The organism is Actinoplanes sp. NPDC004185 (genome assembly GCF_053603475.1).
Window position 1 is genome coordinate 20,951 of sequence record NZ_JBSGFR010000066.1, and the last position, 18,573, is coordinate 39,523.

15 protein-coding genes and 2 pseudogenes are annotated in these 18,573 nt (G+C 74.1%); 13 read left to right on the plus strand and 4 right to left on the minus strand.

All coding sequences use genetic code 11. The annotated features are described in order from the left end of the window. The first annotated feature begins 60 nt into the window (after window positions 1-60). Window positions 61-1,062, plus strand: coding sequence for a LacI family DNA-binding transcriptional regulator (locus ACWEOZ_RS40200; RefSeq protein WP_451915935.1), 1,002 nt, complete (start codon window positions 61-63; stop codon window positions 1,060-1,062). Between the two features lie 21 nt (window positions 1,063-1,083). On the opposite strand, the gene ACWEOZ_RS40205 is transcribed toward ACWEOZ_RS40200, so the two are convergent. After that, the gene (locus ACWEOZ_RS40205) at window positions 1,084-2,055 is read right to left on the minus strand and encodes an asparaginase (RefSeq protein WP_451915936.1); all 972 of its coding nucleotides are present in this window, start codon (window positions 2,053-2,055) and stop codon (window positions 1,084-1,086) included. Window positions 2,056-2,169: 114 nt separating this feature from the next. Here ACWEOZ_RS40205 and ACWEOZ_RS40210 point away from each other — a divergent pair, with 114 nt between their 5' ends. Then, on the plus strand, window positions 2,170-2,634 hold the full coding sequence (locus ACWEOZ_RS40210; RefSeq protein ID WP_451915937.1) for a hypothetical protein: 465 nt from the start codon (window positions 2,170-2,172) through the stop codon (window positions 2,632-2,634). A 52-nt stretch (window positions 2,635-2,686) separates the two neighbouring features. Here the strand turns inward: ACWEOZ_RS40210 and ACWEOZ_RS40215 are convergent, their stop codons facing one another. Continuing rightward, window positions 2,687-3,247 (minus strand): hypothetical protein, encoded by a 561-nt coding sequence (locus tag ACWEOZ_RS40215; RefSeq protein ID WP_451915938.1) that lies wholly within the window; start codon window positions 3,245-3,247, stop codon window positions 2,687-2,689. 167 nt (window positions 3,248-3,414) lie between these two features. Here ACWEOZ_RS40215 and ACWEOZ_RS40220 point away from each other — a divergent pair, with 167 nt between their 5' ends. The 9 genes and pseudogenes from ACWEOZ_RS40220 (at window position 3,415) to ACWEOZ_RS40260 (ending at window position 11,718) form a co-directional block, all read left to right on the plus strand. Beyond that, window positions 3,415-4,713, plus strand: coding sequence for an efflux RND transporter periplasmic adaptor subunit (locus ACWEOZ_RS40220; protein WP_451915939.1), 1,299 nt, complete (start codon window positions 3,415-3,417; stop codon window positions 4,711-4,713). 71 nt (window positions 4,714-4,784) lie between these two features. Continuing rightward, window positions 4,785-5,537, plus strand: a complete 753-nt coding sequence (locus tag ACWEOZ_RS40225) for a response regulator transcription factor (RefSeq protein ID WP_451915940.1) — start codon at window positions 4,785-4,787, stop codon at window positions 5,535-5,537. 7 nt (window positions 5,538-5,544) lie between these two features. Further along, window positions 5,545-7,166 (plus strand): annotated as a pseudogene (locus ACWEOZ_RS40230) (sensor histidine kinase); the annotation flags it as partial. After that, window positions 7,144-8,346 (plus strand): annotated as a pseudogene (locus ACWEOZ_RS40235) (efflux RND transporter periplasmic adaptor subunit); the annotation flags it as partial. The pseudogenes ACWEOZ_RS40230 and ACWEOZ_RS40235, both read left to right, overlap by 23 nt. Before the next feature lie 12 nt (window positions 8,347-8,358). Next, window positions 8,359-9,096, plus strand: a complete 738-nt coding sequence (locus ACWEOZ_RS40240; RefSeq protein WP_451915949.1) for an ABC transporter ATP-binding protein — start codon at window positions 8,359-8,361, stop codon at window positions 9,094-9,096. Continuing rightward, window positions 9,093-10,289, plus strand: a complete 1,197-nt coding sequence (locus tag ACWEOZ_RS40245; protein WP_451915941.1) for an ABC transporter permease — start codon at window positions 9,093-9,095, stop codon at window positions 10,287-10,289. Before ACWEOZ_RS40240 ends, ACWEOZ_RS40245 begins: the two co-directional genes overlap by 4 nt. A 7-nt stretch (window positions 10,290-10,296) precedes the next feature. Beyond that, on the plus strand, window positions 10,297-10,839 hold the full coding sequence (locus ACWEOZ_RS40250; RefSeq protein WP_451915942.1) for a hypothetical protein: 543 nt from the start codon (window positions 10,297-10,299) through the stop codon (window positions 10,837-10,839). Window positions 10,840-10,870: 31 nt separating this feature from the next. Beyond that, window positions 10,871-11,302 carry a helix-turn-helix domain-containing protein gene (locus tag ACWEOZ_RS40255; protein ID WP_451915943.1) on the plus strand — a complete coding sequence of 144 codons (432 nt, stop codon included), beginning with the start codon at window positions 10,871-10,873 and terminating at the stop codon, window positions 11,300-11,302. 5 nt (window positions 11,303-11,307) lie between these two features. Further along, window positions 11,308-11,718, plus strand: coding sequence for a VOC family protein (locus ACWEOZ_RS40260; protein ID WP_451915944.1), 411 nt, complete (start codon window positions 11,308-11,310; stop codon window positions 11,716-11,718). On the opposite strand, the gene ACWEOZ_RS40265 is transcribed toward ACWEOZ_RS40260, so the two are convergent. Then, window positions 11,699-13,369, minus strand: coding sequence for an alpha/beta hydrolase (locus ACWEOZ_RS40265; RefSeq protein WP_451915945.1), 1,671 nt, complete (start codon window positions 13,367-13,369; stop codon window positions 11,699-11,701). The genes ACWEOZ_RS40260 and ACWEOZ_RS40265 overlap by 20 nt on opposite strands. A gap of 230 nt (window positions 13,370-13,599) precedes the next feature. On the opposite strand from ACWEOZ_RS40265, the gene ACWEOZ_RS40270 reads away from it, so the two are divergent. Next, a complete protein-coding gene (locus ACWEOZ_RS40270) occupies window positions 13,600-14,613 on the plus strand; it encodes a hypothetical protein (RefSeq protein WP_451915946.1) in 1,014 nt (337 codons plus the stop codon). A 22-nt stretch (window positions 14,614-14,635) separates the two neighbouring features. Here ACWEOZ_RS40270 and ACWEOZ_RS40275 read toward each other — a convergent pair whose 3' ends face one another. Next, complete coding sequence (locus ACWEOZ_RS40275) at window positions 14,636-15,418, minus strand: thioesterase family protein (protein WP_451915947.1); 783 nt, start codon at window positions 15,416-15,418, stop codon at window positions 14,636-14,638. A gap of 193 nt (window positions 15,419-15,611) precedes the next feature. On the opposite strand from ACWEOZ_RS40275, the gene ACWEOZ_RS40280 reads away from it, so the two are divergent. Then, window positions 15,612-18,398 (plus strand): AAA family ATPase, encoded by a 2,787-nt coding sequence (locus ACWEOZ_RS40280; RefSeq protein ID WP_451915948.1) that lies wholly within the window; start codon window positions 15,612-15,614, stop codon window positions 18,396-18,398. The last annotated feature ends 175 nt before the right edge of the window (window positions 18,399-18,573 follow it).

Genomic DNA, 18,573 nt, shown 5'->3' on the forward strand with positions numbered 1-18,573 from the left:
TAACTTGCTCGTGTCAGCAACGTAAAGGGCAACCCCAGCGCACGGCAAGAGGTGTCCGTCATGACAGACAGCACGATCCGCCGGGTGACCAGCGCCGACGTCGCGAAGCTGGCCGGGGTCTCCCGGGCCACTGTCAGCTACGTGCTCAACGACACCCCGCACCAGACCATCTCGGCGGCCACCCGCGGCCGGGTCATCGACGCGGCGACCAGCCTCGGGTACGCGCCCTCGGCAGCCGCGCGGGCCCTGCGCACCGGCCGCTCCGACGTCGTGCTCTGCCTGCTGCCGGACTGGCCGATCGGCCCCGAGGTCGGCACGCTGCTCGGCAACCTCTCCACCGAGCTGGCCCGCAGCGGCATGACCTTCGTGGCGCATCCGGGCAACCAGGCGGACCGGCCCATCGCGGAGCTGTGGAAGGCGATCACCCCGGCCGCGGTGCTGGCGTTCACCGACTTCTCCCCGGCCGAGATCGACGCCATGCGCGCGGCCGGGGTCGCGCTGGTCGTCGGCCTGCTCGGCCGCAGCACCTCCCCGCGCCGCGAACTGGAGGTGCCCCAGCAGCGCGTCGGCCGCCTGCAGGCGGAACACCTGGTCGAGGCCGGGCACACCACGATCGGGTACGCGTACCCGGACGACGACCGGGTACGCATCTTCGCCGAGCCCCGCCTCGAAGGCACCCGGCTGGCCTGCTCCGCCCGGGAAGTGGCCGAGCCGTCGGTGCGCGTCGTGGCCCTGGACGCCGATGCGGCGGCACCGGCCGTGCGGGCCTGGCACGACGAGGGCGTGACGGCGGTGTGCGCCTACAACGACGACGTGGCGATGGCGGTGCTGGCCGGGATGCGCCGGCTGGGCCTGCGCGCCCCGGCGGACCTGGCGGTCATCGGGGTCGACGACATCCCGGCGGCCCGGCTGGCCGTACCGGCGCTGACCACGGTGACCACCGACCAGGCGGCGGTGGCCGCCCACCTGGCCACGACGGTGCTGGCGGCGATCAACGGCCGCCCGGTGCCGCCGTCCGAGCTGGCCGGGATCGTCCAGGTCGTCCAGCGCGAGTCCGCCTGACCTTCCGCGGCCCCAGGAGCGTCAGGCGGCCTCGGCGAAGGCAGCCACGACCTGCTCCCGGTCGCCGCCTGCGGCGAGGACGGCGAGCAGCAGGATCCGGGCCTTGGCCGGATCGAGGAGACCGGCCGGGATCAGCGCCCGCCGGATCAGGTCCCGCTCGGACCCGGGATAGCTGTAGGTGCCGGTCAGGACCGGCCCGGCCAGGGTCCGCGAGGCCAGCACCACCGGCATCCGCCCGGCCAGCCCGGCCAGCGGCTCCGCCCACCAGTCCGGCAGGTGCCCGGCCCCGAGGGCGGCCACCACCAGCCCGTCCGCTGCGAGATCCCGGTCCGGCGCGTCGGCGCCCAGGGCCGCGACGATCAACGGTACGCGGGGCAGCACGGCCCCGTCCGGCCGGGCCAGCACCACCCGGCGCCCGCCCGGTCCGAAGAACCGCACCCGGCCCTCGACCACCTGACCCACCGGCCCGCCCGGCGCCGAGACGAACGCCGCCACACTGGTCGTGTGCGTCTTGCGGACCCGTGCCGCCGCGTGGATGTCGTCCGCGAACGTCACCAGCACACCCCGCCCGCGCGCTCCCGGGTCGGCCGCGACCGTCAGGGCCGCCAGCAGGTTCGCCGGGCCGTCCGCCCCGGCCACCAGCGCCGGGCGCATCGCCCCGGTCACCACCACCGGTTCCGGCCGCTCGTGCAGCAGATCCAGCAGGTACGCGCACTCCTCGAGCGTGTCGGTGCCCTGGGTGACCACCACGCCGTCCGCCCCGTCCGAGAGCAGGTCGCTGATCCGCCGCGACAGCGCCACGATGTCCCCCGGGCGCAGGGACGCACTGGGCACGTTCGCGACGTCGACCAGCGCCAGGTCGAGCCCCAGCGCGGCTGCTCCGGGCACCGCCGAGACGAGGTCGCCGGCACTGAGAGCCGGTGCGGCCCCGCCGTCGGGCGTCGCCGTCATCGCGATGGTCCCGCCCAGCCCGCACACCACGATCTTCGTCACGGCCGCCACCCTACGCACTGACAACAGACGCACAGGCTGGGCACATGGCCGCCCCAGGCGGACAGCGTTGGGTGGGAGGCAGCACGCGAAGAGCGAGACCTGGGGGTCATTGAGATGCTGGTGCAGCTGAACCGGAACGAGACCAACCGTACGTTCACCCCGAACTCCACCGCGGTGCCGGTGCCCGACCTGAACTCGTTGCGGCGCAGTCCGGTCGTCGCCGTCCTCGGCCAGCGGGGCCGGGTCGCCGCGTTGCGCGCGCACCTGCCGGCCGGCTGGGTGCTGCGGTATCCCGGCAGCCTGGACGAGGTGCGGCCCGGCGAGATCGTGCTGTTCAGCGGGGCCATCGAAGCCGATGTGCTGGCCGCGCGGGCGTTGCTGCCCGGGCGTACCCGGGTCGTCGCGCTGGTCGACGAGGACGCCCCGGCCGAGCTGGTCGCCGCCGTGCTGACCGCGGGCGCGGACGTCTGCGTCCGCGGTGGGCTGGCGGCCATCCTGGCCAGTCACCTGGTCGCCTGCCGCCGCCGGCAGCTCGCCGAGCGGTGGAGCGACCTGCGGGATTCCCTGCCGGCGTCCTGAACCGAACCGGCGCCGCACGGCGACGCCGGTCCGATCGTCGGGGACAGCGCGATCAGGACCGGGGAGCGGCGCTCCCGGTGGGAGCCAGGGCCCGGCAGGCCTCGACCGCTTTCTGGACAGCCGGGTCGTTCGTGGCCGGTACGCCCTGACCCGGGGTGACGCCGTTGTCCTGCAGGCAGTTGCGGTAGGCCGCGCTCATCCCGTTGCCCCGGCCGTTGCCGCCCGGCCGCCCGCTCGGCAGCACCGAGGCGCACGCCTGTTGGGCCTTCTCCCACGTCGCGTCGTCGACTCCGGCGGGCTTGCCGAAGCCGCCACCGGGGAAGCCGCCGCCGGGCCGGGCACTGCCGGACGGCCGCGGCATACCCGACGGGCCGCCCGAGGGCCGGACGCGGGGGCCGCCGGAAGGCATGGTGATCGTGACGCCGTTCCGGGCCAGGCACTCGGTGTACGCGGCGAAGGCGGTGTTGCGCCCGCCGCCGCCCTGGTTGTCACCGCCGGTGGCCGGGGCGCCGTCCGATCCGCCGCCGCACGCGGCCAGGGAGAACAGCAGCGCCGCGGACGCGACGACCAGCCCGGCGATGCCTCGGGGGGACGTGATTCTGAGCTGCGGCACGGTCTCTCTCCTCGTTCAAGCGGACACGACGGTCCAGACAAGACCGCTGACCTCGCCGCAACCTCCGGCCGTCCTCGGAATCAGCTGGGAGAGTGCGGCCCGGCTCCGAGGCAACTGTGAGGTGGGACCGAGCCGGCGGCGAGGACGTGCGGCAACACTTCCCGACCATGGGTAACGGCCTGACCGCCTGGCGCGGAGTGAACCGGCGGTGGGCGTGGCTGGTGGCCGGGGTCGTGGTGGCCCTGCTGGTGGCCGCCGGAGTGACCCGCGCGCTGACCGCGGGCGCGCAGGAGCGGCCGGCCGCCGTGAGCACGGTGCGGGTGGACCGGGGCGCGGTGACGATCGAGGTGGCCACGACCGGCACCGTCGAGCCGGCACAGTCCCGCAGCCTCTCCTTCGCGGTCGATGGCACCGTGGAGAGCGTCAAGGTCCGGGCGGGCACGGTGGTGACGGCCGGGCAGGAGCTCGCCTCGATCGACGACACCGACGCGGCCGAGGCGGTCGACTCCGCGCGGGACACGCTCGCCGACGCGCGGGACGCCCTGGCCGACGCCGAGGAGAGCGCCACGGCGAGCCCGGACTCCTGCGGGGTGCTGCCGGCCGCGTATGCCGTCCCGCCGACCACAACGAGCAGTCCGGCGCCGGCCGCGACGAACACCCCGACCCCGACCCGTACCGGAGCACCGACCCGGACCGCCACTCCGACCCGGACCGCCACCCCGACCCGGACCGCCACTTCCGCCCGGACCACCCCGCCGAGCCGCGCCACCGCGCCGGCCCGGCCGGGCGGCGCCGCGACGACCTGCGCCCAGGGCGGCGGCGCGAACTCAAGCGGCCGGAATTCCGGGGGCCGGAATTCCGCGGGAGACCCGGTGCTCAGCGCTCAGCAGCGGGTCAACCAGGCCGAGGTGGCGTTGCAGACCGCCGAGGACCGGCTCGAGGGCACCACCATCACCGCGCCGATCGCCGGGCGGATCCTGTCCGTCGCCGGCAAGATCGGCAGCCAGGTCAGCGGGGGCAGCGCCTTCCTCACCCTGGCCGACGTCTTCGCCATGCAGATCAGCGCCGACTTCCCGGAAGCCGACGCGGACCGGCTGGCCGTGGCCCAGAAGGCCACCGCGACCCTGGCCGACCGGACCGGTCAGGAATTCGGTGCGACGGTGGTGCAGGTGGATCCGGTCGGTACCGACGACGGCACGATGGTCCGCTACGGCGTGCTGCTCTCCTTCACCGACGCCCCCGAGGACCTGCTCGTCGGGCAGAGCGCCGCGGTCCGGGTCACGACCGGCTCGGCCGACGACGTGCTGCGGCTGCCGAGCACCGCCGTGCACGACATCGCCGGTGACACCGGCACGGTGCTGCGCGCGGGACAGCGGGTCGCGGTCGGGGTGGGGCTGCGCGGCGACCAGTACACCGAGATCACCTCGGGTCTCGCCGAGGGTGCCGCGGCGGCCCGCAGCTGGTGAGCCCGGTGCGGCCCAGCTCCCTCCGAGCGGATTCATACGCAATTCAAAGGAAGCGCTGATAGTTCTTTGCGGTGCATTCCGACAACCGCGGTTCCGTGGCCCTCAGCGATCCGCCGGCCGCCCGGGCGACCCGGGTCCTGGTCGTCGACGACGAGCCCAACATCTCCGCGCTGCTCTCGGCCACGCTGCGGCTGGTCGCCTTCGACGTGCGGGTCGCCGAGTCCGGGCACGGCGCGCTGGTCGCGATCGAGGAGTTCGAGCCGGACCTGGTGGTGCTCGACGTGATGCTGCCCGACCTGGACGGCGTCGACGTGGCCCGGCGGCTGCGCGCCGCCGGGCGGGCCACCCCGGTGCTGTTCCTGACCGCGCGCGACGCGGTCGAGGACCGGGTGGCCGGGCTCACCGCGGGCGCCGACGACTACGTGACCAAGCCGTTCAGCCTGGAGGAGGTGGTGCTGCGGATCCGGGCGATCCTGCGGCGCAGCCGGCCCGAGCTGGTGCCGGGCGACGCCGGGGTGCTGCGCTACGCCGACCTGGAGCTCGACGAGGACGCCCACGAGGTGCGCCGGGCCGGCCGGCTCGTGGACCTCTCGCCGACCGAGTTCAACCTGCTGAAGTACCTGCTGATCAACGCGGGCCGGGTGGTCAGCAAGGCGCAGATCCTGGACCGGGTCTGGAAGTACGACTTCGGCGGTGACGGTCGCATCGTCGAGTCCTACGTGTACTACCTGCGCCGCAAGATCGACAGGGCCGGTCCGCCGCTGATCCACACCGTCCGCGGCGTCGGGTACGCGCTGCGCCTGCCCCGCGGCGGCGAGGAGTGAGCAGGCCATGAGGGCCGGGCTCCGCTGGCGTCCGCGGCGGTGGGGCCACTGGACCCTGCGGGCCCGGCTCGTGCTGGTCGTCGGCGCGCTGGCCGCGATCGCGCTGATCGTGGCCAACCTGGCCGGTCTGGTGCTGATCCGCGGCTACCTGCAGGACCGCATCGACGAGCAGCTGGTCGCCATGTCCCGCCCGTTCGCCGGGTCGCAGCGCCTGGCCCTGCCCCCACCGAACGGCGCCACGCCGCGCAACCGGCAGCTGCGCCTCGGGGCCGACTCGGTCGTCTACATCTACACGCCGGCCGGCCCGCTCGACCCCGACCGCAGTTCCGTCGCCGAGGCGCAACGGCCCCCGGTCGCGCCGCTGGCCGAGGTGCTGGCCCACGCGCGGGCCGGGCGGCCGTACACCGTCCCGGCCTCGGACGGCAGCGCGGACTGGCGGCTGCTCGCGGTGGCCGTCGCCGGCACGGGCGGGGTGGCGGTCATCGGATCGTCGCTGGTCGAGGTGGAGGAGACCGGCGACCGGCTGCTCCTGATCGACGGTGGGGTCACCGTGCTGGTTCTTCTCCTGCTCAGCGCCGGGGCGGCGTTCGTGGTGCGGCTCGGGCTGCGGCCGCTGACCGAGATGGAACGCCTGGCCACCGACATCTCGGCGGGCAACCTGTCCGGCCGGGTGGCCGACACCGACCCGCACACCGAGCCGGGCCGGCTCGGCGGTGCGCTCAACCTGATGCTGGCCCGGATCGAGGCCGAGGTCTCCGCCCGTACGGCCTCCGAGCAGCGGCTGCGGCAGTTCGTCGCGGACGCCTCGCACGAGCTGCGGACCCCGCTGACGTCCATCCGGGGCTTCGCGGAGCTCTACCGGCGCGGCGGCGCCCCGCCCGGCCCGCAGCTCGACGAGACCATGAGCCGGATCGAGGGGGAGGCCGGCCGGATGGGTGTCCTGGTCGAGGACCTGCTCGTGCTGGCCCGCCTGGACCTGGAACGGCCGCCGGTGCGGCGCCCGGTGGACCTGCTGGAGATCGCCGCCGACACCATCCGGGACGCGTACGCGCGGATGCCGGACCGCCCGGTGCGCCTGGCCGCCCTGGACGACGACTCGGACACGTTCGTGCCGCCGACGGTGCTGGGCGACGAGCACGGGCTGCGCCAGGTCGCCACCAACCTGGTCGCCAACGCGTTGCAGCACACCGCGGCCGGGGTCCGGGTCACCGTACGGGTGGGACGGGTCCCCGGGCACCGCCCGGCGCCCGGGGCCGTGCACGCGGGGACGGTCGTCACCGGCGTACCGCTGGCGGTGCTGGAGGTCGGCGACGACGGCCCGGGCGTGCCCGCCGAGCACGCCCCGCGGGTGTTCGAACGGCTCTACCGGGCCGATTCGAGCCGCAGCCGGGGCCGGGGCGGGGGTTCCGGGCTGGGGTTGTCCATCGTCGCGGCGATCGTGCGGGGTCACGGCGGCTGGGTCGAGCTCGATCCGCCCCGGGGTCGCGGGGCCAGGTTCCGGGTCCTGCTGCCCACCTCGGACGCCGACGCCGGCTGACGCGGGTTCCGAGGTGGCTCCCAGCCAACCCCGAAGCTCCTCCGAGCAGACGTCGCCACAGTGTCGGTCATGCCTGCGCCCCGTCTGGGTTCCCTGCGCCGTCCCCCGGTGGCGGTCAACGCCGTCCTGGTCCTCGCGCTCGTCGCCGGTGCCTTCTGGGCGTACGAGATCGTGTCCGGTCCGGACAGCGGTGACGCGGCTGCCGCGTCCGTGCGGTCCGTACCCGTCCAGCAGGGCACTGTCACCGCCACCGTCACCGCCGACGGCTCCCTGGAGAGCGCCAGCTCAGCCGGCGCGAGCTTCACCACCGGCGGCACCGTCACGTCGATCTCGGTCCGGGTCGGTGACAAGGTCACCAAGGGCCAGGTGCTGGCCAAGGTCGATCCGGCGGCCGCCCGGCGGACCCTGGCGGCCGCCGAGGCCGACCTGGACGCGGCCCGGGACGCGCTGGACCGCGCCGAGGACGCCGGCTCGGACACCTCGTCGGCGCGCAACGCGGTCACCCAGGCCGGGCTGGCCGTGGACGAGGCCGGCGCGGCGGTGGCCGGGACGACCCTGAAGGCGCCGATGGCCGGCACCGTGGTCGCGGTCAACGGGACCCTCGGCAGCTCGTCGTCGGGCTCTTCTTCTTCCTCCTCTTCCGCCTCATCCTCGTCGTCCGGGGGCAGCCCACCCGGTGGCAGCTCGTCCTCCTCCTCGGCCAACTCGTCGAACAGCGGCTTCATAGACCTGGCCGACCTGGGCAAGCTCCAGGTCACCGCCGCCTTCGCCGAGGCCGACGCGACCAAGCTGAAGGAGAAACAGGCGGCCACCGTCACCTGGAACGCGCTCAGCGGCACCCGGCAGAGCGCGCAGGTGGTCGCCGTCGACCCGCAGGCCACCACGGCCGGCAACGTCGTCACCTACGGCGTCACGCTGAGCCTCGACAAGGTCCCCACCGGCGCCAAACCGGGCCAGACGGTCTCCGTCTCGGTGGTCACCGGCCAGGTCAGCGACGCGGTCTACGTCAACGCGGCCGCGGTGACCACGGCCGGCAACCGGCACACCGTGACCGTGCTGGCCGACGGCGTCCAGGAGGTCCGCGCGGTGGAGATCGGCCTCGAGGGTGACCAGGCCACCCAGATCACCTCCGGGCTGACCCCGGGGGAGCAGGTCGTGATCACCACGCCCAGCACGACGACCGGCGGAACCACCGGCGGCTTCCCGGGCGGCTTCACCGGCGGCGCGCCGGGCGGCGGCCCGGGCGGCGGGTTCCCCGGCGGCGGTACGGGCCGGGGGCACCCGATGAGCCGGCCGGTGCTCGAGGTCCGCGACCTGACCAAGATCTACGGTACGGGTGAAGCCACCGTGCACGCCCTGCGCGGCGTCTCGATGCTGGTGGAACGGGGCGACTACGTGGCCGTCATGGGCTCGTCCGGCTCCGGCAAGTCCACCCTGATGAACATCCTGGGCGCGCTCGACGGGCCCAGCACGGGCAGGTACCGGCTGGACGGCGTCGACGTCGGCCGGCTCGCCGACCAGCAGCTGGCCCTGGCCCGCAACCGGCTCATCGGCTTCATCTTCCAGGCGTTCAACCTCATCCCGCGGACCTCGGCGGTGGCCAACGTCGAGCTGCCGCTGGCGTACGCCGGGGTCCGGCCGCGGCAGCGCCGGGAGCGAGCGATGGCCGCCCTCGAGGTGGTCGGGCTGGCCGACCGGGCCCGGCACGAGCCCAACCAGCTCTCCGGCGGTCAGCAGCAGCGCGTCGCGGTGGCCCGGGCGCTGGTCACCGAGCCGGCCCTGCTGCTGGCCGACGAGCCGACCGGCAACCTGGACACCCGTTCCACCGCCGACGTGCTGGAGGTCTTCGACCAGCTCAGCGCGGCCGGCCGGACCATCGTGCTGATCACCCACGAGCCCGAGGTCGGCGACCGGGCCAAGCGGCTGGTGCGCCTGGTGGACGGCCGGATCGTCACCGACGTACGCCAGTCGCCGCTGGACCGGGTCCCGGCCGGCGCCCCGCAGGGACGGCCCAGCCGATGAGTTTTTCGGAGGTCGTCCGGTTCGCGCTGCGTGGGCTGTCGGCGAACAAGCTGCGCTCGGCGCTGACCATGCTGGGCATCCTGATCGGGGTCGCCGCGGTGATCCTGCTCGTGGCGGTCGGCAACGGCTCCGCGCAGGCGATCAACCAGCGGATCGAGGCGCTGGGCACCAACACCATCACAGTGATGAGCGCCGGCCGTGGCGGCTCCACCAGCACGGCGCTGACCACCGCCGTCGCCGACGCGCTGATCGACCCGGTGCTCGCCCCGGACGTCGCCTCGGTGTCCCCGGTGGTCAGCGCCGCCGCGACGCTGACCTACGAGGGCACCGACCACGACGTCAGCCAGTTCGTCGGCACCACGCCGACCTGGTTCGCCTCCTCCAACACGCCGGTCGGCACCGGCGCCGGCTTCACCGCCGACGACGAGGCGCAGGGCCGCCGGGTGGTGGTGCTGGGCCGGACCGCGGCCGAGGAGCTCTTCCCCGGCACCGACCCGCTGGACCAGCAGGTCACCGTCGGCGGCGCGCTGTTCACCGTGGTGGGCGTGCTGGCCGAGAAGAGCTCGACGGGCTTCCAGGACAGCAACGACACGGCGATCGCCCCGCTGTCCGCGGTGCGCCAGGTGCTCACCGGGTACGGAGCCCTGACCTCGATCCTGGTGCAGGCGCGCAGCCCGGACCGGGTGGACGCCGTGCAGTCGCAGGTGGCCATCATCCTGAACCAGCGGCTGGACGTGTCCGCCGGTGCTACCACGCCGTACCGGATCCAGAACGCCTCGCAGCTGCTCGCCACCCAGACCGAGACGGCGGACACCTTCACGACTCTGCTCGGCGCCGTCGCCGCGATCAGCCTGCTCGTCGGCGGGATCGGCATCACCAACATCATGCTGGTCACCGTCACCGAGCGGACCCGCGAGATCGGCATCCGCAAGGCCCTGGGCGCGCCCCGCCGGGTGATCCTGACCCAGTTCCTGATCGAGGCGACCCTGTTGAGCGTGCTGGGCGGCACGCTCGGTGTCGCCGCCGCCCTGATCGGCAGCAGCTTCCCCATCGTCGGCGTGAAACCGGTGATCGTGCCCAGCTCGGTCGGGCTCGCCCTGGGCGTGTCCATCGCGATCGGGCTGTTCTTCGGCGGCCTGCCCGCCGCCCGCGCCGCCCGGCTGCGCCCCATCGACGCGTTGCGCTACGAGTGAGGACCCCGTGACTCCTTCTTCCGACGACACCACCGTCCTGTCCGCCGTCCCGGCCAGCCCGGAGCCGTTCGACGACCGCGACGACGGCCTGGCCAGTGCGCTGGCCAAGGCGGCGCCGCGGCGCTGGTGGAACCGCGGCACGCTGGTGCTGGGCGCGTTCGCGCTGCTGCTGGGTGGTTTCCTCGGCGGCCTGGAGGTGCAGAAGCACTACGGCACCGACACCGGCACCGCGGCGCCCGGCCGCACCGGTGCCCGGACCGGCGGCTTCCCCGGCGGAGCCTTCGGCGGCGCGGCGCTGCCCACGGCAGCCGCGACCGCCGCGGCCGGGCCGACCACCGGCAAGGTCAAGCTGGTCAACGGCACCACCATCTACGTGGAGACGGCGGACGGCGAGGTGGTGACGGTACGGACCGGCGCGGGCACGACGGTGCAGGCCGCCACGAAGGGCACGCTGAAGGACGTCAAGGCCGGTGACACCGTCAGCGTCCAGGGCACGGCCGACCGAGAGGGCACCGTCACCGCGACGACCGTCACGGAGAGCAAGGGATGACCCGGCCGGTGATCCGTGGTGTCATGGCCTCGTGAGCCGCGCTGTCGAGCAGAGCAACCGCCGGATGCTGCGGGCCCGCGACGCCATGGACCGCGCGTACGCGCAGCCGCTGGACGTCGCCGCCCTGGCCCGGATCGCCCACGTGTCGCCGGCGCACTTCACGCGGACGTTCCGGGCCACCTTCGGTGAGACGCCCCACCGCTATCTGCAGCGCCGCCGGGTCGAGCGGGCGATGTTCCTGCTGCGCGAGACCGGCGAGAGCGTGACCGACATCTGCTTCCGGGTCGGCTTCGGCAGCCTGGGCACGTTCAGCCGCACCTTCCGCGACATCGTCGGCCGGTCGCCGCGCGACTACCGCCGGCAGGTCACGGCGACCGGCGTGCCCACGTGCTTCACCAAGGTGTGGACCCGGCCGAGTGATCAGTTTCGGAGAAGTTCCGCACCGGCCGGGCCGCTAGCGTGAGGCCCATGTTCACCGCGATCACCCATTCCCAGATCTACGTCCTGGACCAGGACGAGGCCCTCGGCTTCTACGTCGGCAAGCTCGGCCTGGAGGTCAGCTCCGACGTCGACCTCGGCTTCATGCGCTGGCTCACCGTGCAGGTGCCGGGCCGTCCGGAACGCCAGATCCTGCTGGAGAAGCCGGGCGGCCCCTCGATGTCCTCCGAGACCGCCCAGCAGGTCCGCGAGCTGCTGAGCAAGGGGGCCACCGGCGGCCACCTGATCTTCAGCACCGACGACTGCCGCAAGACCTACGAGACCCTCAAGGGCCTCGGCGTCGAGTTCACCGACGAGCCCACCGAGCGCCCGTACGGCATCGACTGTGGCCTGCGCGACCCCTTCGGCAACGCGATCCGGTTCACCCAGCCGCTGTCCTGAACGACCGGCGCACGGCCTCGGGCATCACGACAGAGCTGAGCGCGGACGCGGCGGACGCGCTCAGTGCCGAGGCCGGCGCCGGATCGAAGGGCGAGCCCTCCGGCCGGCACACGGTGCCCGCGGCCGGCACCCGGCTGGTCAGCAGATACCGGGTCACCTTCGTGTCCACGCAGGTGTTGCCGGCGATGAAGTAGGCGGCGTGTCCCCACCCGGCGTAGGACAGCAGCCGGGAGTTCGGCAGCAGCCGGGAGGCGGCGACAGCGCCCTGGTAGCGGGTGGCCGGGTCGAAGTAGTTGCCGACGACCAGCACGGGCGCCGCGGTCCGAGCCGTCCACGGGCCCAGGTGCCGGTCCTGTCCGGCGGTACGCGGCCAGGAGCCGCAGGCACTCCAGGCCCAGTTCCAGATCCGGCCGAAGTAGCCGTAGCGCTGCTCGGCGCGATCCGCGGACCGCTGCCAATCCGCCAGGGACCGCGGGTTGACGGTGTCGGAACAGGTGACGCCGGGGGAGCCCTCCACGTCGTTCGGATACTCCTCCTGCGGCTGGGCGGCCAGGCCGAGCCCGGCGCGGACGGTGGCGAGCCGCTGCCCGAGGACGGCCGGCGTCAGCTGATCGTGCACGGCGTCGAGGAAGAAGGCCAGGTCGGGCCAGATCTGCGGGCTGTACAGGGCGCCCAGCGTGGTGGCGATCAGGTCGCTGTGGGTGAAGGTGTAGGTCTCGCCGGAGAACGGGTCGACGATGGTCGCCGGGTGCCCGCGCAGGCGGTGCGCCAGTTGCGCGTACCGCTTGCTCGAGTCGCCGGAGAAGGCGCAGTCCGGACCGGCCGCGTCGCACAGCCGGAAGAACTCTTCCAGGGTCCGCCCGGCGCCGTCAGCGCTGGCGATCCGGGTGCCGACCGGCACGGTACGGGCGTCCCGGCCGTGCCCGGTGGACCAGGCCACCGGATCCACCACAGCGTCGATGACCAGGGCGCGGACCCGGGACGGGAACAGGTTGGCGTAGTTCTGCCCGAGCAGCGAGCCGTACGAGTAGCCGAGATAGCTCAACTTCTTGTCGCCGAGCAGCTCGCGCAGCAGATCCATGTCGCGGGCCGCGTCGGCACTGGACATGTGGTGGAGAATGGCTCCGCCGTGCCGGGCGCAGGCGGCGGCGAGCTGGTCGTCCGACACCCGCTGCCGCCGCTCCTCGGCCGTGGTCTCCGGGTACGCGAACGGCGGCAGCACCGCGATCGCCTGCTCGAAGGTGTCGAAGCAGCGCAGCGGTGTGCTGCGGTAGATGCCACGCGGATCGAAGCCGACGATGTCGAAGCGGGCCTGCACCTCGGCCGGCAGGCTCCGGGCCACCGCCCGCGCGAAGTCCACACCGGACCCGCCGGGACCGCCGGGGTTGAGCAGCAGCGAGCCGATACGCCGCGCCGGATCGGCGGCACGCAGCCGTAGCAGTGAGATGCCGATCTGCACGCCCCGCGGCCGGTCGTAGTCCAGCGGGGCCGGCACGGTGGCGCACTCGAACCCGTCCTCGCACGCCGCCCACGCCACCCGGGGCGCGGGCGCTGCGGCGGCATGGGCCGGAGAGAGCGGAACTGTGGTGAGGGCGGTAGTGACGGCGGCAGCGATTGCGATTCCGCGGCGCCATTGCTTCGGATGGGTCATGAGCACTCCCATGACGGGTCGAGTGACTGACTTCCTTCGCGAGCTCCGTCGCCGACGATAGTCGTCACTGTCTATATGGGTCACGGTCCGCCGCAGGGCGAGTGTGCCGGATCCACCGATGGTGCCGCCCTCCGTCCGGTGGTCTCCTCATTGTCCGGGTCGCGGCAGGTCGAACAGTGCGGAGCAACGGTGTGATGAGAGCAGGGCCGGCGAGCACGCCACGGACAGCGGTGGTGCTGGGCCTCGTACTGCTGGCCATGTCAAGCTGTGCGAACCCGCTTGCGAAAGAGCCCGCCGCCGGGAAAGCGTGGGTCGGCACGTCGTCGACCTCGACAGTCATGGTCCAGATGACCCGGACGGACCAGGCCCTGACCGGCACGCTGGATTCGACATCGGTCGACGATGAAGCGGGGACGAGCGTGAAGCCGACCCATCTCGCCTTCACCGGCACCGTGCAGGACAAGGCGATCACCCTGTCGTTCCCCGGCGGCCTGGGCACCTTCACCACGTTCACCGGCACCCTCACCCCGTCGGTGCTGACCCTGCAGATTCCGCAGGACGACGGGTCCGTCGCGCCGATCGAGCTTCGGCCCGGCACCCTGAACGACTACAACGAAGCCGTGGCCGCCCTGCAGGACCGGGCCGATGCCAACACCGCCGAGCAGGCCCAGGCCGCAGCCGATCAACAGGAGGCTGATCAGCGGAGCCGTCAGGAGACCGCGATAACGTCCGCGGCTGACACCGTCATCTCCGATCACTCGGCATTGAGCTCGGCGCTGGCCGAGCCGCCGTCGTTCAGCTCGTTCGCCACCCATTTACGGGAAGCCGAGAAGAACCTGGCGGCGGCCAGGAAGAACGCCGCTGCGGCCGGCCGGAAGAGTGACACCTATGACGCTTGCAGCGCGGCCTACGACGCCCAGAGCTCGGCCTACGACGTCGCCAGCAACGGCTACGACATCGACAGCGACGTCAGTGACCTCGCCACCGCCGTCGGCGACATCAAGCAAGCCGTCACGACCCTCCAGGACGACCTCGCCGGCTACGAGGAAGCGGTCGCAGGACTGCCGGGCCTCACTCCTGCTCGCCGTCCGGACGTCAGCGGCATCAACGCCACCCTGAAGAGGGCCGCCACCAAGACGGCGGCCTGGACCGGAACGGGCAAGTCCTACCAGCGTCAGGTGGCCGGGCTGATCAAGAAAGCCACGACGGTGGCTGAGTCCGCGCAGAAGAAATACTGCGGATGACGCAAGCCCCGACCGGTCGCGGCTAGCGCGGCGCCGGGCGGACCGTCAGGATCTGCTCGGCCCGGCCGACCGGGCCGTCCAGGTCGTGCAGCGTCGTCGTGGTCAGGCCGTGACCGCGCGGACCGAACACCACCGACGTGTCCAGGCCGACCCAGCGCCCGCGCGGCTGCCGGTGCAGGTGGATCGTCAGGTCCAGGTTGGGGAAGAGCCATTCCTTGGGGGACTCGCGGATCGCGATCCCGTTGGCCGTGTCCACCAGGGCCACGAAGCTCGCCAGGTCGCTGACCGGCTCACCCGCCACCAGCTCCAGCCCGGTGGAGATCCAGGCGGTGGTGCGGCCCGGCCGCACCGGGCCGATCGGGCGGACGTCCAGCGTGGTGATGAACTCGCCGGGCCACGCGTCGGACATCGGCCACCTCGGCACCGACTCCGGGCCGGGCAGGGTCGCGACCCCGCCACCGGACACCCCGGCCGTGTCCAGTTCGGCCAGGCGCCAGACCCGGGCCCGTACGGCGGGCCGGCCCCGGGCGATGACGACGGCCTCGAGGAGTTCGATGGTGCGTCCCGGCCGTACCGTCTCGACCTGGATCTCGAAGTCCTCCAGCTTGAGCACGCCGAGGATGTCCATGCTGACCCGGGCGACCACCAGGCCGTCCGGGCCGCGGGCGGCGGTGAACTGCTCGACCGCGTGCACGATGAGTCCGGTCATCGGGCTGATGTGCTGCTCGTCGACGGCCCAGGCGCCGCCGGTCGCGGCGGTGGGCCGGAACCGTCCGGTGCCGGCCCGCTCAAAGTAGCTGATCATTGCCTGACCCTACGGGCCGCGCTGGGCGTGGATCCGGCCGCCCGGGGACCCGTGGCCGGGAAGAACCGGGGCGCCGCCCGGGTCCGGCCGTAAGAAAAATGACATATGCGCAAGCATTGATGCTTGGCGGCCGGGTTCCTAGGCTGAGCATGCTCGATCAGGTCTAGCTGGGGAGTCGGCCCTGGATACGCGCGTGCAGCCCGGCACGCCCACCCTGTTCGGCCGGGCGTCGCTGCTGGCCGCGGTCGAGGCCCGGCTCGGCGCCGGTGGCGGGGTGGCCTTGCACGGGCCGGAGGGGATCGGCAAGACCGCGCTGCTGGACGCTGTCGCGGCCGCGGCCTCCGCGCGGGGAGAGCTGGTCGTGCGGCTGCGGCCTGCGCCGGCTGAGCGCCGCCTGCCGTACGCGGGCATCGCCGACCTCGTGGCGCAGCTGCCGGCGGCGTCCCTGACCGCCCTGCCGCCCGCCCACCGCACCGCCCTGGCCGTGTTGCGCCAGGGCACGGCTCCGCGCGCGGGCGCTCCCGCCCTGGCCCGCCGGCTCGTGCTGCCCGGCCTGCTCGCGCACTGCGCCCGCGCCCAGTGGGTGCTGCTCGTGATCGACGACGTGCAGTGGCTCGACGCCGAGTCCGCCGAGCTGATCGGTTTCGCCATGCGCCGGCGCCCGGGTCCGCGGGTGCGGGTGGTCGCCGCCCAGCGGTTCCCCGACCCGGCCGGCCGGCACCGGGCGGCCCGGCTCTGTCCGGCGCCGGTCGCCGATCTGCTGGTTCCGCCGCTGGCCCCCGACGAGCTGACCGCGTGGCTGGAGGCGCGCGGCCTGCCCTGCCGGACGGCCAGCCGGTTGCACGAGGCCAGCGGGGGCAATCCGTTCCTGGCGCTGACCCTGGGCGGGGCCGTCACCGCCGGTCCGGCCTGGCGGCCCGCGCCGCTGCCCGAGCCGGCCCGGGCGCTGTTGCGGCGGCGCCTCGACGCGCTGCCCGCGCCCGTCATCGGCACCCTGCTCGTCGCCGCGCTGGCCACCGAGCCGACCGTCGCGGCGCTGATCCGGGCCGGTCACGAGGACGCGGACCGGGATCTTCGCGCTGCCGCGACCGCCGGTCTGATCGAGGTGCACGGCGGGACGATCCGGTTCGTGCCGCCCGCGCTCGCCGCCGTGCTGGCCGAGGACGCCGGGGCGGCCCGGCGGGCCGGGGTGCACGACGCGCTGGCCAACGCGGCGCTCGACGAGACCGACAACGTCCGGCACCGGGCGCTGCGCAGCGGCCGGCCGGACGCCGATGTGGCCGTCGATCTGGTCGCCGCCGCCGAACGGGCGCTGGCCCGCGGCGACGGGCGCACGGCCGCGGAGCTCTATCTGCTGGCGGCCGACCGGTGCCCGCGCAGCCTGGCCGCCGAACGCTTCGACTGGCTCGTCGCCGCGGCCGGCACGGCCCTGACCGCCGGGGTGCCCGCGCTGGCCGGGCGGGCCGCCGAGACGGTGCTGGCCGCCGCCGACTCGCCGGCCCGGCACCGGGTCACCGCCCGGCTGGTGCTGATCGACCTGGCCGGGCAGGCCCTGGCCGACATGGGGGAGACCTTCGCCGCCGCGCTGCACGAGGCCGGCGACGACGTCACCTTGATCGGGCCGGTGCGGCTGCGGCTGACCTGGGCGGCGATGCTGGCCGGGGATCCGGGCACGGCGGCGGACTGGGCGGTGGGCGCGGCCGCGGCGGCGCGGCAGGCCGGTGATCCGGCGACCGGGGCGATGGCGCTCAGCGCGCTGACCCAGATCCAGCGGATCCGCGGGGAACCGCGCTGGAGCCGCACCCTGGAGCAGGCTCTGGCGCTGCCGGCCCCGCCGGCGCCCGGCTGGCTGCACATGGGCCCGCGTTATCTCGCCGCGCGTTTCGCCATGGTCGACGACCGGCTCGACGAGGCCCGTGCCGAGCTGCTCACCCTGCTGGCCCTGGCCGAGCACGACCGCACCGGGGAGGCGCTGGTCGAGGTGCTGCGCAGCCTCGCGGAGGTGGCGACCCGGGCGGGCCGCTGCCGCGATGCCCTGCGGTACGCCCACCGGGCCGTCACCGCCGCCCAGCGGGCTGGGCTGAGCCCCGGGCCGACCTGGTACACGGCGGCGGTGGCCGAGCTCGCCGGGGGCAGCCTGGTCGCCGCGGCCGGGTACGCCCGCCGCGGGGTGCGCGCCTCCGAGCAGGAGGGTGACAGCCTCTACCTGCGCCGCAACCTGCACGCCCTGGGCCAGGCCGAGCTGCGCGCCGGTGAGACGCGGGCCGGGGTCGCGGCGCTGCGCCGGCTGCGCGAGCCGGCCGGTGGCGCGACCGATCCGATGATCGTGCGCTGGCGGGGCGACCTGGCCGGTGGGCTGGCCGCCCTCGGCGAGCACGACGAGGCGGCGCGGATCCTCGCCGAGGCGCGGGCGGCGGCGGCCCGGCTGGGCGACAGCCCGGGAGTCACCGGCTATCTGGACCGGGCCACCGCCGTCGTGCTCTCCGAGAGCGGCCAGGCCGACGCGGCGGTCGAGCTGTCGGCGGCCGCGGCGGCACATTTCGCCGGCCTGCGTCAGCCGATCGAGCAGGCCCACGCGCTGCTGGTGCAGGGTGGGGCCGAGCGGCGCCGGCGCCGCTACGCGGCCGCCCGGGTGGCGATCGGCGCGGCGCTGGCGTTGTTCCTGGCCGCCGAGGCCAAGCCGTGGACCGAGCAGACGGAACGCGCCCTGGCCCGCACCGAGGGCAGTTCCGCGCCGCCGGCCGACCTCGGGCTGACCTCCACCGAGGCCCGGATCGCCGGGCTGGTCCGTGACGGCGCGAGCAACCGGGAGATCGCCAACCAGCTGTACCTGAGCGTCAAGACGGTCGAGGCGACCCTCACCCGGGTCTACCGCAAGCTCGGCGTACGCTCGCGCACCCAGCTCTCGTCCCGGCTGCCGGCGGCCGGGCCCGTACCGACAAGGGTTTTCCCTGATTCGGTGACGGTCGTCGATGCATAGCGTCACTGCTCAGTCAGCCTGGTGCCTCCCGACCCCGGGACACCGCGCCCAGGCCTCGCCCTGACCGGGTCGAGTAAAGGAGTACGAGCGTGGGACGTCAGAAACTCATCACAGCCTCGGTGGCCCTGGCCACCGGCGCGGCGCTGGCGCTGGCGGCGACGCCCGCCGGCGCGAG